General features: G+C 72.4%; 10 protein-coding genes, 1 other RNA gene and 1 pseudogene. 6 read left to right on the forward strand and 6 right to left on the reverse strand.

The genetic code is table 11. From position 1 onward, the window contains the following. Positions 1-43: 43 nt before the first annotated feature. From FV227_RS11715 to FV227_RS11740, 6 genes and pseudogenes are all read right to left on the reverse strand, one after another. A complete protein-coding gene (locus FV227_RS11715; protein ID WP_147858984.1) occupies positions 44-2416 on the reverse strand; it encodes a PAS domain-containing sensor histidine kinase in 2373 nt (790 codons plus the stop codon). A gap of 172 nt (positions 2417-2588) precedes the next feature. Further along, positions 2589-5204 carry an aminopeptidase N gene (gene pepN / locus FV227_RS11720; RefSeq protein WP_147858985.1) on the reverse strand — a complete coding sequence of 872 codons (2616 nt, stop codon included), beginning with the start codon at positions 5202-5204 and terminating at the stop codon, positions 2589-2591. 160 nt (positions 5205-5364) lie between these two features. After that, positions 5365-7456: pseudogene (locus tag FV227_RS11725) on the reverse strand (family 2A encapsulin nanocompartment cargo protein cysteine desulfurase). Then, positions 7443-8834 (reverse strand): family 2B encapsulin nanocompartment shell protein, encoded by a 1392-nt coding sequence (locus FV227_RS30315; RefSeq protein WP_147727341.1) that lies wholly within the window; start codon positions 8832-8834, stop codon positions 7443-7445. The pseudogene FV227_RS11725 and the gene FV227_RS30315 overlap by 14 nt, the downstream one beginning before the upstream one ends. 474 nt (positions 8835-9308) lie before the next feature. Further along, positions 9309-10169, reverse strand: a complete 861-nt coding sequence (gene cysE, locus FV227_RS11735; RefSeq protein WP_187274774.1) for a serine O-acetyltransferase — start codon at positions 10167-10169, stop codon at positions 9309-9311. Between the two features lie 28 nt (positions 10170-10197). Then, complete coding sequence (locus tag FV227_RS11740; RefSeq protein WP_147727347.1) at positions 10198-10395, reverse strand: hypothetical protein; 198 nt, start codon at positions 10393-10395, stop codon at positions 10198-10200. Positions 10396-10652: 257 nt separating this feature from the next. Here FV227_RS11740 and FV227_RS11745 point away from each other — a divergent pair, with 257 nt between their 5' ends. The 6 genes from FV227_RS11745 to FV227_RS11770 all read left to right on the forward strand — a co-directional run bounded on the left by FV227_RS11745 (position 10653) and on the right by FV227_RS11770 (position 14755). Then, positions 10653-11078 (forward strand): YeeE/YedE thiosulfate transporter family protein, encoded by a 426-nt coding sequence (locus FV227_RS11745; RefSeq protein ID WP_147727342.1) that lies wholly within the window; start codon positions 10653-10655, stop codon positions 11076-11078. Further along, positions 11078-11527 (forward strand): YeeE/YedE family protein, encoded by a 450-nt coding sequence (locus FV227_RS11750; protein ID WP_147727348.1) that lies wholly within the window; start codon positions 11078-11080, stop codon positions 11525-11527. Before FV227_RS11745 ends, FV227_RS11750 begins: the two co-directional genes overlap by 1 nt. A gap of 352 nt (positions 11528-11879) precedes the next feature. Next, positions 11880-12320 carry a VOC family protein gene (locus FV227_RS11755; RefSeq protein ID WP_147727343.1) on the forward strand — a complete coding sequence of 147 codons (441 nt, stop codon included), beginning with the start codon at positions 11880-11882 and terminating at the stop codon, positions 12318-12320. Between the two features lie 44 nt (positions 12321-12364). After that, positions 12365-12773: RNase P RNA component class A (rnpB, locus tag FV227_RS11760), an RNA gene on the forward strand. 522 nt (positions 12774-13295) lie between these two features. Then, complete coding sequence (gene rsmH / locus FV227_RS11765; RefSeq protein WP_147727344.1) at positions 13296-14342, forward strand: 16S rRNA (cytosine(1402)-N(4))-methyltransferase RsmH; 1047 nt, start codon at positions 13296-13298, stop codon at positions 14340-14342. Beyond that, on the forward strand, positions 14339-14755 hold the full coding sequence (locus FV227_RS11770; RefSeq protein ID WP_147727345.1) for a hypothetical protein: 417 nt from the start codon (positions 14339-14341) through the stop codon (positions 14753-14755). The genes rsmH and FV227_RS11770 overlap by 4 nt, the downstream gene beginning before the upstream one ends. Positions 14756-14846 lie beyond the last annotated feature (91 nt).

A 14846-nucleotide genomic window follows, 5' to 3' on the forward strand; every position in this document is an offset into this window, starting at 1 on the left:
GCATCGATTCGGGAGCGGAGCCGGGCTTCGCCCCGGCTCCCTGTCAGGCGCCGGCCGGCTGCGGCTGCCGCGCGCTCGCCCCGGACGCCTCGCGGAGCGCCGCGACGGTCTGCTGCCCGGCATCCTCCGCGGCCACCGTCGCGAGGTGCTCGCTGGTCGGACGGGGCAGGCGCACCAGGACGATGGTGCCGACGGTCTCCTCCGAGCGGATGCGCAGGGAGCCGCCGTGCAGCTCGGCCATGGAGCGGGCGATGGCGAGGCCAAGGCCGGAGCCCTTGTGGCTGCGGGTGAGGTTGGTCTCGACCTGCGAGAACGGCGCGCCGAGCCTGGCGAGCGCCGCCTTCGGGATGCCGATCCCGGTATCCTCGATGAACAGGTGGGCGTGGTCGCCGGCTGGGCGGGCGCGCACCGCGATCCGGCCGTTGGCAGGCGTGAACTTCACGGCGTTCTGCAGCAGGTTGACCAGGATCTGCTGCAGGGCGCGCTCGTCGGCGAGCAGCGCGAGGCCGGGATACAGGTCGACGGCGACGTGGAGGTTCTTCTGCCGGGCCGGCTCGGACACGAGCTTGAGCGCGTTGGAGACCGCCGCCGCGACGGCGATCTCGCGGCGCGCGAGCCGGACGCGGTGCGACTCGATCCGCGACATGTGGAGGATGTCGTCGATCATCGAGAGCAGGTAGTCGCCGCTGGCGCGGATGTCGGCGCAATACTCGCCGTAGCGCGCCGAGCCGAGGGGGCCGTAGAGCTCGCTCGCCATTAGCTCCGCGAAGCCGATGATCGCGTTGAGCGGCGTGCGCAGCTCGTGGCTCATGTTGGCCAGGAACTCGGATTTCGCCTGGTTGGCCGATTCCGCCGCCGCCTTCTGGTCGAGGTAGCGCTCGGCGAGGTCGGCGAGCTGCTGCGTCTGCAGCTCCAGCGTGCGGCGCGAGCGCTTGAGATCCTTGACCGTCTCGATCAGCTCGCGTTCCGAGGCGACGAGCTGCTCCTGGTGCCGCTTCAGGTTGGTGATGTCGGTGCCGACCGAGACGTAGCCGCCGTCCTTGGTCCGCCGCTCGCTGATCTGCAGCCAGCGGCCGTCGGTGAGCTCCGCCTCGAAGGTGCGGGCGGTCGCGCTCGCGGTGTCGGTCTCGGGCATCTCGCGCCGGATCTGCGGAAGCACGCCGCGGCCCATCACCTCGTCGTAGCGGCGGCCGACCTGCGCGTCCTCGGGGCTCAGCGCATGCAGGTGGCGGAACTTCGAATTGCACAGGACGAGGCGGTTGCTCGTGTCCCAGATCACGAACGCCTCGGAGATCGCCTCGACGGCGTCGCGCAGGCGCATGTCGTTGGTGGCGCTGGCCTCGGCGAGGTGCTGCTGCTCGGTGACGTCGACGGCGATGCCGACGAGGTGGCGGCCGCCGTCGGTCACGTCCGGCACCACCTCGGCGCGGGTGCGCAGCCAGATGTAGGCGCCGTTCGCGCCGCGCATGCGGAACGCGTGGTCCACCGCGGTCTGGCTCGCGGCGAGCCCGCGGGCGAGGCTGTAGAGGTCGCCGTCGTCCGGGTGGACCAGGGCGTTGACGTCGCCGAACGACAGGAACTCGCGCTCGCGGCGGTAGCCGAGCAGCGCGTACATCGAATCCGACCAGTAGATCTGCCCGCGCGGGATGTCCCAGTCCCACAGGCCGCAGGCGCCGCGGCCGAGGGCGGTGTCGAGGCGCTGGCGGATCTGCTCGCAGACCTTGTCGATCGCCTTCGCCCGGCGGCTCTGGAGCCCGTAGGCGAGGCCGACCCCGACGATGACGAGGGCGGCCGCCGCGACGAGGATGGCCTGGTGCCGGGCGCGGCCCGTCCAGGTCGCGGTCAGCGCCTCGACCGACTGCATCACCGCGATCCGGTCCTGGCCGTCGGGCAGGCGCCGCATCGCCGCGAACACCGTGTCGCCGCCGGCCAGCGCCAGGCGCATCACGCCGGCGCGCTCGCCCAGCGTCGAGAGCGCCTCCGCCTCGCCGAGCACGGTCTGGAGCGTCTCGGCGCCCGCGGGCAGCGGCGGGCGGGCCGCGACGATGCGCTCGCCGCGCGCCACGATCAGCACCCGGCGCCCGACCGGGAGCGCGCCGGCGGGGAACAGGTCGGCCAGGCTCGCCTGGGCCGCCTCGTCGCTGCCGACGCGGCCGGCCAGCGCCCCCGCCGAGAGGCGGGTGAAGGTCTCGAGGTCGGCGCTCGCGGCGGCGAGCAGCTCGTCGCGCTGGTTCTGGAGGTGGAGCGCGGTCAGCCCCGCCAGGCAGGCGAGGAAGGTCGCCAGCAGGGCCGGCACCGCGTAGCGCAGCCACGCCTCGGCCTGGACGAAACGCGCGGCCGGAGCCCGCGTCGGCCAGTGGATGCCGAGAATCGTATCCGCACGCGCGGAGAAGGAAGCGGAATCCGCCTCCGGCATGGTCGACCTCGTGACATGAAAGCGTCCGGGCCGTGCTGCGCCGGCCTCGAATCTGAATTCAGTTCATCACTTTCCCGGGTGATTTGTCCACGGCTTTTTTCCGGCCGAGCTTGACTCCCGGCCGCATCTACCGACTCGGATTCGGCGGAGAATCGTCAATGTTAAGCGATGGTTAACCGGCTTCGAGGGTGCGGGCGGCGATGTCGGCCACGTCCCGCGAAAGCGCGGGGATCGCCTTGATCCGGTTGAGGATTTCGGCGGCCTTTTCCCGCCGCGAAATTTCCCATCGGCGCCACGGGGAAAAGGCGGTGAGGAGGCGCGCGGCGAGCTGCGGATTGATCCGGTCGAGCGCTTCGATGCGCTCGGCCACCAGGGCGAACCCGGTTCCGTCGGCCCGCGCGAACTGGGTCGGGTTTCCGAGCGCGAAGCTGGCGATCAGCGCCCGCACCCGATTCGGGTTGGTCATGGCGAAGGCCGGGTGCTCGGCGAGCCCGGCGATCCGCGCCCGCGTGCCGTCCTCGGGGATCATCGCCTGGATCGCGAACCACTTGTCGAGGACGAGCGGCTCGTCGGCATAGGTGCTGCCGAAGGCGGCGAGCGCCGCCTCGCGGGCGTCCCCCGGGATCGCCGCGATCACGCCGAGGGCGGCGAGGCGGTCGGTCATGTTGCGGGCCTCGCGCAGCTGGGCGAGGGCGCCCTCGGTCCCCGCCGCGGGATCGGCTGCCGCGATCAGGTCGAGGCAGGCGTTGGCGAGAGACCGGCGGCCGGCCGAGGCCGCATCCGGGCTGTAGGCGGTCTCGTGCGACGGCCGCAGCGCCGACATCAGCCCGTCGAGGCGCGGGCGCAGCCGCGTTCCGAGGACCGCCCGAAGGGCGGTGCGGGCGGCGTGGATCGCATCCGGGTCGATGTCGGCGGCGATCTCGCTGGCGGCCTCGCCCTCGCCGGGAAGCGCCAGGACCAGGGCGGCGAAGGCCGGGTCGGCCAGGGCCTCGCCGTCGAGGAAGGCCCCGAGCGCGTCGGCGAAGGCCTCGGCCGCCCCCGGCGCCGCCGGTCCGAGGATCAGGCGCATCGCGATGCCCTGCGCCGCCTGCCAGCGGTTGAACGGGTCGGTGTCGTGGCGGAGCAGGGTGAGGCGCTCGGCGTCGGTCAGGTCGAGGTCGAGCCGCACCGGGGCCGAGAAGCCGCGCAGCAGCGAGGGGACGGGCGGCTCGGCGACGTTCTCGAACGCCACCGTCGCGGTCTCGGCGTCGAGGACGAAGACGCCGCCGGCGACCGCGGCCGACGTCGCCCCGGCGAGCGGGCCGGCCGTGCCGACGAGGCCGAGCGCCACCGGGATCACCAGCGGCGGCCCGGCCGCCTCCAGGCTCTGGCGGAAACCGAGCGTGCAGCGCCGGGACGCCGCGTCGTAGGCGCGGGTCACGGCGAGCGTCGGCGTGCCGGGGCGCTCGTACCAGCGCGCGAAGGCCGTGAGGTCGCGTCCCGTCACCGCGGCGAAGGCCTCCAGGAAGTCCTCGACGGTGGCCGCCGTGCCGTCGTTGTCGGCGAAGTACCGGTCCATGCCGGCCCGGAAGGCGTCGGCCCCGATCAGCGTGCGCAGCATCCGCACGATCTCGGCGCCCTTGTCGTAGACGGTCGCCGTGTAGAAGTTGTTGATCTCGGCATAGGCCCCCGGCCGGACCGGGTGCCGGAGCGGGCCGGCATCCTCGGGGAACTGCCGCGCGCGCAGGTTGCGGACCTCGCCGATGCGGTGGACGGCGCGCGAGCGCATGTCCGCGCAGAATTCCTGGTCGCGGAAGACCGTCAGGCCCTCCTTCAGGCAGAGCTGGAACCAATCGCGGCAGGTGACGCGGTTGCCCGACCAGTTGTGGAAGTACTCGTGCGCGATGATGCGCTCGATCGCGGCGTAGTCGCCGTCGGTCGCGGTCTCGGGCGAGGCCAGGACGTACTTGTCGTTGAACAGATTGAGGCCCTTGTTCTCCATCGCGCCCATGTTGAAGTCCGACACGGCGACGACGTTGAACACGTCGAGGTCGTAGGCGCGCCCGAAGGTCGCCTCGTCCCAGGCCATCGAGCGGATCACCGCGTCGAGGGCGTAGGCGGCGCGCGGCGCCTTGCCGGGCTCGACGTAGACCGCGACCGCGACGGCCCGGCCCTCCATCGTGGTGAAGTCCTGCGCGACCCGGTCGAGGGCGCCCCCGACGAGGGCGAACAGGTAGGCGGGCTTCGGGTGCGGGTCGTGCCACACGGAAAAGTGCCGACCGGTGCCGGGCACGTCGCCGGCCTCCACCGGGTTGCCGTTGCCGAGCAGCACCGGGGCCTCCGCGCGCTCGGCCTCGATCCGGGTGGTGTAGACCGCCATCACGTCGGGCCGGTCGAGGAAGTAGGTGATCCGGCGGAAGCCGTCGGCCTCGCACTGGGTGCAGTAGACGCCGTTCGAGCGGTAGAGCCCCATCAGCTTGGTGTTGGCGGTCGGGTCCACCCGCGTCGCGATCGTCAGCTCGAACGGCCCTTGCGGCGGCGCGTGCAGCGTCAGCCCGGCCGGGCTCGCCGCGTAGGCGTCGGCGGCGAGCGGCACGCCGTCGAGCTCCAGCCCCTCCAGGACGAGGTCGTCGCCGTCGAGCACCAGGGGGACGCCGGTGCGGCCGGCCGGGTTCAGGCGCAGCGCGAGCCTCGCCGTGATCCGCGTGTCGTGCGGCGCCAGCCGCACGTCGAGGTCGACGCGGTCGATCAGGAAGTCGCTCGGTCGGTAGTCCTGAAGCCGGATCTGGACGGGCGTATCGGTTCGCATGCGGGGCCTCGCTCGGCTGGCCGGAAGTCGGGACCGTTCTGGTCCCGCCGCCGCCGCGGTGCAACGGCGATGCCCGCCGGCCGATCGACAAACGGGAAGGCCCGATGCCGCGGCGACGGCATCGGGCCTTCGTTCGTGCCGGCGATCCTGCCGAACGCCGCTACCGCGGCAGGCGGTGCAGGGCCTTGAGGAACACGTCCATGTCCGCACGGGTGTTGTAGAAGGCGAGCGAGGCGCGGATCGACTGGTCGACGCCGAAGCGGCGCAGGGCCGGCAGGGCGCAATGGTGCCCGGAGCGCACGGCGACGCCGTGGCGGTCGAGGTGGTGGGCCACCGCCTCGTTCGTCTGTCCCTCGATCACGAAGGACATCACGCTCGCCTTCTCGCGGGCGGTGCCGATCAGGCGCAGGCCCCTGATGTCGGCGAGGCCGGCCTGCGCATAGTCCAGCAGGTCGTGCTCGTAGGCCGCGATCGCCGGCAGGCCGACGCTCTCGAGATAGTCGAGCGCCGCGCCGAGGCCCACGGCGCCGGCGATGTCCGGCGTGCCCGCCTCGAACTTTTCCGGCGCGCCCTTGTAGACGGTTTTCGTGAAGGTGACGTCCTCGATCATGTGGCCGCCGCCCTGCCACGGCGGCATCGCCGCGAGGAGGTGCGTCTTGCCGTAGAGCGCGCCGATGCCGGTCGGCCCGAAGACCTTGTGGCCCGAGAAAACCACGAAGTCGGCGTCGAGCGACTGCACGTCGATCGGGATGTGCGGGGTCGACTGGGCCGCGTCGACCAGCACCGGCACGCCGTAGGCGTGGGCGAGGGCGATGATCTCGCGGACCGGGTTCACCGTGCCGAGCGCGTTGGCGACATGGGTCACCGAGACGATCTTGGTCCGGCCCGACAGCAGGGCGGCGTACTGCTCGAAGATGATCTCGCCGCGATCGTCGACCGGGATCACCCGCAGGGTCGCGCCGGTGGCCTGGCTGAGCAGCTGCCAGGGCACGATGTTGGCGTGGTGCTCGATCGTCGAGACGATGATCTCGTCGCCCGGGCCGATGTTGGCCCGGCCGTACGAGTTCGCGACGAGGTTGATCGCCTCCGTCGTGCCGCGCAGGAAGACGATGTCGTCCTTCGAGGGCGCGTTGAGGAAGCGGCGCACCTTCTCGCGGCCGCCCTCGAACAGGTCGGTGGAGCGCGCGGCCAGCGCGTGCGCGGCCCGGTGGATGTTCGAGTTGTGGCGGGCGTAGAACTCGGAGGTCGCGTCGATGACCGATTGCGGCTTGTGCGTGGTCGCCGCGTTGTCGAGCCAGACCAGGGGGTGCCCGTTCACGCTCTGGTGCAAGGCCGGGAAGTCCTTCCGGATGTGCTCGACGTCGAAGGGCGCGCCCGCCGGGCTCGACCGGGATCGAGGTCGCGCGCGGGGCCGGCCCGTCGTGGCGCGCGGGCTCGACGCGGGGCGTGGCGTGCGGCCTCGACGCGCGCGAGCCCCCGGTCAGGAAGTAGTAGTCGCCCGACGAGAACGGCTCGTCGGGGGCGGGCTCGACCGTGCGCACGGGATCGCCCGAGAGCCGGCCGGTGCGCCGGAAGTTCTCCTGGGCGACGTCGACGCCGCGCTTCGACGGGTCCGCCGGAACGAGGGACGGCGCGATCGCGTGGGCGAAGGCGTTGGCCCGCGGATGATCCTTCGCGACGGTCCGGTGCAGGTCACCGCCGCCGGGGAGGAAGGCGGCGACGTCGGCCACGCTCGGCACGAAGAATTCCGGCAGGCCGTGCCGCGTGGACGGAACGCCGCGCTGCGCCGCGCGCGGGTTGGCGAGCGGGTGGACCGAGGGGATCGTCGTGACGTCGAGGAGGCCGGCGCTCGTCGGCGCGGGCGTCCCGCCGAACGGGTTGGCGGCCGACGGCCCGGTCAGGCCGGGAAGCCCGACGCTCGGGCCGCCGACGTTGCGCGCGCCGAAGGCGGCGGCGTCGGGCTGGACGCCCGACGAGGTGCCCGACGGCACCGAGGGGGTGCCGATCGCGGCACCCGGGAGCGACGGCTGCCCGGGGGCCTGGGGAAGGGTCTCCAGGCCTTGGGGACGCTGCGGCGACGCCGGCACGGCGGGGGCGAGCGGGGCGGACGCCGCGTTGCCCTGGCCGTAGATCTCGCGGGCGAGGCGCCCGACGAGATCGGCATGGGTGAGGGAGGCGGCGGAGTCGCCCGTCGCGCCCGTGGGGATGCCGATGGCGGAGATGCCCAAGACGCCGGCCTCAGGCGTAGTCATGGTAGTTGCCGAGCAGCACGTTATCGAGGCGGGCGATCGCGTCCTCGACCAGCACCGCGGCCGAGAAGTAGCGGGTGACGAGGTGCGAGGCGATCGAGTGGTCGTTGGTGCCCATGTAGCGCACCGACAGGCCCGGCTCGATCTCGCCGGTGACGCCCGACTTCTGCAGGCCGACGACGCCCTGCTCGCCCTCGCCGACGCGCAAGAGCAGGATTGAGGTGGTCTGGGCGCCGGTCGCCGGGTCGGTGTCGATCGGCAGCTTGTCGCTCGGCACCAGCGGCACGCCGCGCCAGGTCAGGAAGGGCGCGCCGAACAGGTGCACCACGACCGGCGGCACGCCGCGGCGGGTGGCCTCGCGGCCGAAGGCGGCGATGGCGCGGGGATGCGCCACGAAGAAGGCGGGCTTCTTCCAGACCAGGGTCAGAAGCTCGTCGAGATCGTCGGGCGTCGGCGGGCCGGAGCGCGTCGGGATGCGCTGGCGGCCGCCGACCTCGTTGAGCAGGCCGAACTCAGAGTTGTTGAGCAGCTCCCACTCCTCGCGCTCCTTCACGGCATCCACCGTCAGGCGGATCTGCTCGCGGAGCTGATCGATCTCGTTCGAGTAGAGATCGGTGATGCGGGTGTGGGTGTTGAGGATCGTCTGGATCGTCGAGAGGTGATACTCGCGCGGATCGATCTCGTAGTCGACGAAGGTCGTCGGCAGGCGCGGGGCGCCGGTGTGGACGGCCAGCAGCTCGATGCCCTGCTCGCCGTGGCTGTTGGTGTGCCCCTTCAGGCGGTCGCGCTCCTCGACGTACTGCGCGATGCGGTTCTTGACCGCGTCGTCGTCGAGGGCCGCGCGGTCGAGGGTGAGCAGGGTCACCGCCGAGAGCGCCTTGACGGCGGGCGCGGGCTGGCTGCCGCCGACCAGGGTCTCGTCGCCGAAGAAGTCGCCGCGGGTGGCGAGACCCGAGCGCAGCCGGTTCTTGTAGGGGCCGGACAGCGAGAGCTCGACGGTGCCGTCGGCGACGATCGTCAGGCTGCGGTCGCCCGCGCCGCCCTCCGAGATCGTCTCGCCGGCATTGTGCCGGCTCTCGGTGAACCGGTCCCCCAGCGCGGCCAGCTCGGCATCGCCGAGGCGGCTGAACGGCGGCACCGCGCGCAGCGAGGCGGGGCTGATCGCGCGGCCCTTGCCGTCCGAGGCGAGGTCGATGCGGCCGGGCTTGGCCAGCACCACGGCGCGACGGTTCACGCGGTAGACGCCGCCGTCGACGTCGACGAAGGGCAGCAGCCGCAGGAGCCAGCGGGGGGTGTTGGCGAGGTTCTGGACCGACGTGACGGTCGCGGTCGATAGATTGCGTGCTGCCGATGCGCCCACGCTCTGCCCTTGTCCGCTCATCGTTCGTCGTCCCCGCTTGATTGTCGTTCGAGCCCGGGCACGTTGCTGTGCCGGCATGATGTATCGGCCGCAGCCATCCCGCATGAAGGGATGGCGCGTTCGGATGAAGCATCGAATGCTTGACGTCCACCCACGACGACCTGCGTCGCGTCTTGGAACGTTCGTGGTCTAGCCTCGGCCGCGATGCGCGGTCAATAGAACGATTTTCTCAAGTTGCGATGTATTGCAGAAATGCCGGCTATCGAATGCTGGTATGATGAATTACGGTGCCGTGCAGTCGTGTTTCTGGAGAATGCACTTCTCCAAAAGCCTCGTCCGGCGCGATGAAGGCTTAGCTCGTCCCACCGTCCGCTCAACCGTTCCGACGCCCGCGCGGGACGAGCGACCGTTCCCGTCGCCGAGACGAGCGAGACGGCGCAGCCGCCGGCGCCTCCGATCGTGGCCGCGAGCCGGCCGCCTTCGCATCGGCCCGTGTCAGATCCCGTCCCCGAAGAACTGGTCCATGCTCTGGGCCGGCTCCTCGCTGCGCGGCAGCTTCGACACCACGCGCGCCGGCACCCCGGCGACCGTGGTGTGGGCCGGCACGTCGTGCAGCACGACCGCGGCCGCCGCGACGCGGGCGCCCTCGCCGACGCGGATGTTGCCGAGCACCTTGGCGCCGACGCTCAGCAGCACCCCGCGCTCGATCTTGGGATGGCGGTCGCCGCTCTCCTTGCCGTTGCCGCCGAGCGTCACGGATTGCAGGATCGAGACGTCGTCGGCGATCACCGTGGTCTCGCCGATCACCACCCCGGTGGCGTGATCGATGAACACGCCGGAGCCGATGCGCGCCGCCGGGTGGATGTCGGCGCCGAACACTTCCGAGATCCGGCTCTGCACGTGCAGCGCCAGCGTCGCCCGGCCCTGGTGCCAGAGCCAGTGCGCCACCCGGTAGCCCTCCAGCGCCGCCAGGCCCTTGTAGAACAGGAACGGGTCGAGATAGCGCCGGCAGGTCGGGTCGCGCTCGCGGATGGCGACGAGGTCGCGCACCGCGTGGGCGCCGGCATGCGGGTCGGCCTCGAAGGCGGCGAGGCAGAGGTCGCGCATCGCCAGCCGCGACAGGTCGCCGTCGCCGAGACGGTGCGCGAGCCGGTAGGCGAAGGCCTGCGCGATGCTGCGCTGGTCGAGGACGGTCGCCTGGATGATGCCGGCATAGAGCGGCTCCTCCACCAGCGCCGCCTCGGCCTCGGCGCGGACCTCCGCCCAGACCGCGTCGACGCTCGTGCTGCGGCTCGTCGTCCGCAGCGGCGCCTGCGGCAGGGAGGAGCGCGCCTCGAGGATGGCTCCGAGGCTCATGCGGCGACCCGCGAACGGATCGGCATCCTCACGCCGTCCGCTTCTCGAAGAGATCCGGCAGGTAGCGATGCAGGGTCTCGTGGCCGTCGAACTTGACGTCGAGGGTGACCCGGGCCGCCTGCGCCTCGTCGTGCGTCTCGACCACGCGACCGAGGGCGTGGCGCCAGATGCCGAGCGCTTCGGCGACGTCGAGCCGAGCGAACACGACCTGATCGCCCTCGGCGATCGCGGCGGCCGCGCCGGTGCGATGCGCCCCCGCCCGCGGCGAACGAACCGGGGTCGGCGGCGCGAGGACGTCGTTGTCCTCCCAGGGGCCGAATTCGGAGATGCTTTGCGTCGCGGAAGCTCTGTCCAGCAGCATGATTCTTCCGTTAAGTTGTTGACTTAATTGAATAATTGGTGATCCTGCGGGGGGTTGCAAGCCTTGTTTCCGGCGACCCCGCGCGATACGCCGGCCGCCGCACGCGAAGGAGGACCGCCCGCATGACCAGCATCGATCTGTCCGCACTCGCCGGCGGAGCGCTGATCGGCCTCTCGGTGGCGCTGCTGCTGCTGCTGAACGGCCGCATCGCCGGCATCAGCGGCCTCGTCGCCGGCCTCGGCACCGACCGGGGCGAGCGCCGGCGGGTGGATGCCGCCTTCGTCGCCGGCTTGCTGATCGGGCCGCCGGCCTTCGCCTGGCTCTCCGGCGCGTGGCCGGAGATGCGGATCGTCGCCTCGCTGCCGGTGCTCGTCGTCGCGGGCCTGCTCGTCGGGTTCGGCACGCGGCTCGGCTCGGGCTGCACCAGCGGCCACGGCGTCGCCGGCCTCGCCCGTCTGTCGCCGCGCTCGCTCGTGGCGGTGCTCACCTTCCTGTCGGCCGGGATGGCGACGGTAGCGGCGGCGCGCGCCTTCGGGGGGGCGTGGTGATCGGCCTCCGGCGCCTGCTGGCGGGGCTCGCGGCGGGCGTGATCTTCGGGGTCGGCCTGTCCGTGTCCGGCATGCTCGACCCGGTGCGGGTCCGCGGCTTCCTCGACGTCACGGGAGCCTGGGACCCGAGCCTGATGTTCGTGCTCGGCGGCGCGGTCGCCGTCTCGGCGCTCGGCTATCGCCTGTCCCGCCGGCTGCCGCGGCCGGTCCTCGCCGACGCCTTCCAGATCCCGACGAACCGCCGGATCGACGCGGCCCTCGTCGGCGGGTCGGCCGTGTTCGGGATCGGCTGGGGGCTCTCCGGCTTCTGCCCCGGGCCGGCGGTCGCGGCCCTCTCGACCGGGAGACTGCCCGTCGCCGTCTTCGTTGCGGCGATGCTGGTCGGGATGGCCGCCCACCGCTTCGCGACGGCGCCGGGATCGAGAGCCGCCGCGGGGCCGACGCGATAAGATCCCGGCGCACGGTCCGCCCGCCGGACGATCGCGCCGCCAAGCCCGGACGGGATCCTGTGCGAAGCCGCCCCGAGGACGAAGAACGTCGCCGACGGGGCGGAGATCGTCGGGGCTCTTCCTTCGAAGCCCTGCGGCCCGACGGGGATGCCGCCGCCGCGTCGGCCGACGCGATCCAGGCGCGTGTCGCGATTCGCGACCGCGCCGACGGGTACGGCCTACCGGCCGCCCGATCAGGCGCTAGCTACCGCGGCGACCCGCCCGGCGCCGCGACCTTCGTCGGCTGCGCCGGGCGTCCCGCAGATCCGGCCGGGGAGGCGGGACGCCGCCCCGGCCCAACAGGATGCCGCCTATGGAATATCTGCACACGATGGTGCGCGTCGCCGACCTCGACACGGCGCTCGCGTTCTACGTCGACACCTTCGGATTGCAGGAGGTGCGCCGCATCGACAACGAGAAGGGCCGCTTCACGCTGGTCTTCCTCGCCGCCCCCGGCGACGCGGCCCGCGCCGAGACCACCAAGTCCCCCCTGGTGGAGCTGACCTACAACTGGGACCCGGAGACCTATTCCGGCGGGCGCAACTTCGGGCACCTGGCCTATCAGGTCGACGACATCTACGCCTTCTGCGCCCGGCTGAAGGACAAGGGCGTCACCATCAACCGGCCGCCGCGCGACGGCCACATGGCCTTCGTGAAGTCGCCGGACGGCATCTCGATCGAGATCCTGCAGAAGGGCGGCGCGAAGGAGCCGCAGGAGCCGTGGGCCTCGATGGAGAACACCGGCAGCTGGTAGCCCGCTTGACCCGGGCGACCGATCCGGCCCACATCCGCGCCGGATCAGTCGGCCGGGCGGCCGCTCCGGGCGTCAGCCCGGGGAGGAAAGTCCGGGCTCCATGGAGAGACGGTGCCGGATAACGTCCGGCGGGGGCGACCCCAGGGACAGTGCCACAGAGAGCAGACCGCCCCGGGCCGCGAGGTCGCGGGGTCAGGGTGAAAGGGTGCGGTAAGAGCGCACCGCGGACGCGGCAACGCGGACGGCACGGCAAACCCCACCGGGAGCAAGACCGAATAGGGGCGGCGCGCCTCGCCTCGCGAGAGGCAGAGGCAGGCCCGCTCTCCAGGCCAGTCGCCCGGGTTGGTTGCTCGAGGCGGTCGGCAACGATCGTCCCAGAGGAATGGCCGCCACGTCCGGGTGCCTCGCGGCATCCGGGCCCTACAGAACCCGGCTTACAGGCCGGCTGATCCGCTCGTTCCCGGCCCGGCGCGTCGTCGGGAACCCCGGCTAAGCCGTTGACGGATCGTGCCGATCCTCGGGCGGCTGCGGGATCGTGGGGAATATATGCCCGCGCTGGGCGAAGCTGTGCGAAGCTTTCGCCGGCTGACGCTTTCACGTCGTCACTACAGTCGTCAATCGCAGCTCGAACCTCGGCCGACGCGACGAAAAATTGACCGTCGGTTAACCTTGTCGAGGTCAGATCGGACGTCCGCGATGCGGGTCTTCGCTTGCGTTGACGATCGTCAGAGGCCCATGGTACCCGCCAACATCTCGTCAACGGTGACTTCCGGATCGACGGACGCGCCCCGCGCCCAAGCGGGGATCGCCCGTGTGCGGGCCTTTGGCCGCCGCATCACCGGGACCGCCCAAACCGACCGCGCCGCGACGCAGCGGCCGGGTGCAGGCAGCCATGAGCCGAACCGTTCCCCCCGTCCACGGCGGGCTGCCTCGGCCGCGCGCGGCCCGGCGAACCTCCGCAGGCGGGGTGCCCCGATGACGCGCAAGCCCCTGGAGCCGGCCGGCGGACCGCACGTTCCGGTGCTGCTCGACGAGGTGCTGGCCTCCCTCGACCTGTGCGGGGCCGGGCTTGCGGTCGACGGCACCTTCGGCGCCGGCGGCTACACCCGCGCGATGCTCGCCGCCGATCCCGACCTGCGCGTGATCGGCATCGACCGCGACCCGTCGGCGATCGCCGGCGGCGCCGGGCTCGTCGCCGCCGCGAACGGGCGGCTCACCCTGGTTCCCGGACGGTTCGGCGCCCTCGACGCCCACCTCGCTGAGCTCGGCGAGGCGCAGGCCGATCGGATCGTGCTCGATATCGGCGTGTCGTCGATGCAGATCGACCAGCCCGAGCGCGGCTTCTCGTTCCGCAACGACGGCCCGCTCGACATGCGGATGGCCGCCACCGGCCTCAGCGCCGCCGACCTCGTCAATGAGGCCGAGGAGGCGGAGCTCGCCGACATCATCTACCATTACGGCGAGGAGCGGCGCTCGCGCGCGGTGGCCCGCACCATCATCGAGGCGCGCCGGCGCGGCCGGATCGAGACCACGGCGCAGCTCGCCGACCTCGTCGCCGGCGTCGTCCGCACCGAGCCCGGCAGCGGCATCCATCCGGCGACGCGCACGTTCCAGGGCCTGCGCATCGCGGTCAACGACGAGCTCGGGGAGCTGGTCCAGGCGCTGCACGCGGCCGAGCGGATGCTCGGGCCGGGCGGGCGGCTCGCGGTGGTGACCTTCCACTCGCTCGAGGACCGCATCGTCAAGCAGTTCTTCTCCGCCCGCAGCGGCCGCGCGGTCCAGGCCTCGCGCCACATGCCGAGCGCGCTGCCCGGCGGCGAGCCCGCCGCCGCCAAGAGCTTCAAGCCGGTGACCAAGGGACCGGTGCTGCCCTCCGATTCCGAGACCGCGCGCAACCCGCGCGCGCGCTCGGCCAAGCTGCGGGCCGCCGAGCGCACGGATGCACCCGTGCCGGCGCCGCTCGCCGCGATCCAGGCGCTCGCCGCGCTTCCCGAAGCCCCGCGCGGAGGCGCACGCCGGTGATCCGCCTGCTCAACCTGCTCGCCGTCGCCGGCCTCGTCGCCTCGGCGATCTACGCCTACTCGATCAAGTACGACACGCTCTACCAGGGCGGTCAGGTCTCGAAGCTGAAGAGCGGCCTGCATGCCGAGCGGCAGGCCATCGCCGTGCTGCGCGCCGAGTGGCAGCTCCTGACCCGGCCGGACCGGCTTCAGGCGGCGGTGGAGAAGCACCTCGCCCTGGAGCCGATCGGCACCAGCCATCTCGGGCGCCTCGCCGACCTGCCGGCCCGGCCCGAGCGCGGCGACGAGATCGGCCGCCTGCTCGCGGCCACCGCGACGCCGAAGGAGAAGGGGCCGGCCTCCGAGCCCCGCACCACCGGATCGATCACCCGCACCGTCGTCACGACCCGCACGCCGAACGCGGCCTCGAGGTAGTCCCCGTGTCCCAAGACGCTCACGACGCCGCACCCGAAGACGCCGCCCGCGATCCGCAGGCCGCCGACCCGCACGCGCTGCCCGACGACGC

The sequence above is a fragment of the Methylobacterium sp. WL119 genome, from assembly GCF_008039875.1.
GTDB lineage: Bacteria > Pseudomonadota > Alphaproteobacteria > Rhizobiales > Beijerinckiaceae > Methylobacterium.

What these genes read in the sequence shown, in the direction of transcription:
- FV227_RS11715 (WP_147858984.1), bottom strand. Translation starts at nt 2,416, where the DNA reads ATGCCGGAGGCGGATTCCGCTTCCTTCTCCGCGCGTGCGGATACGATT.
- rsmH (WP_147727344.1), top strand. Translation starts at nt 13,296, where the DNA reads ATGACGCGCAAGCCCCTGGAGCCGGCCGGCGGACCGCACGTTCCGGTG.
- cysE (WP_187274774.1), bottom strand. Translation starts at nt 10,169, where the DNA reads ATGAGCCTCGGAGCCATCCTCGAGGCGCGCTCCTCCCTGCCGCAGGCG.
- FV227_RS11755 (WP_147727343.1), top strand. Translation starts at nt 11,880, where the DNA reads ATGGAATATCTGCACACGATGGTGCGCGTCGCCGACCTCGACACGGCG.
- pepN (WP_147858985.1), bottom strand. Translation starts at nt 5,204, where the DNA reads ATGCGAACCGATACGCCCGTCCAGATCCGGCTTCAGGACTACCGACCG.
- FV227_RS11745 (WP_147727342.1), top strand. Translation starts at nt 10,653, where the DNA reads ATGACCAGCATCGATCTGTCCGCACTCGCCGGCGGAGCGCTGATCGGC.
- FV227_RS30315 (WP_147727341.1), bottom strand. Translation starts at nt 8,834, where the DNA reads ATGAGCGGACAAGGGCAGAGCGTGGGCGCATCGGCAGCACGCAATCTA.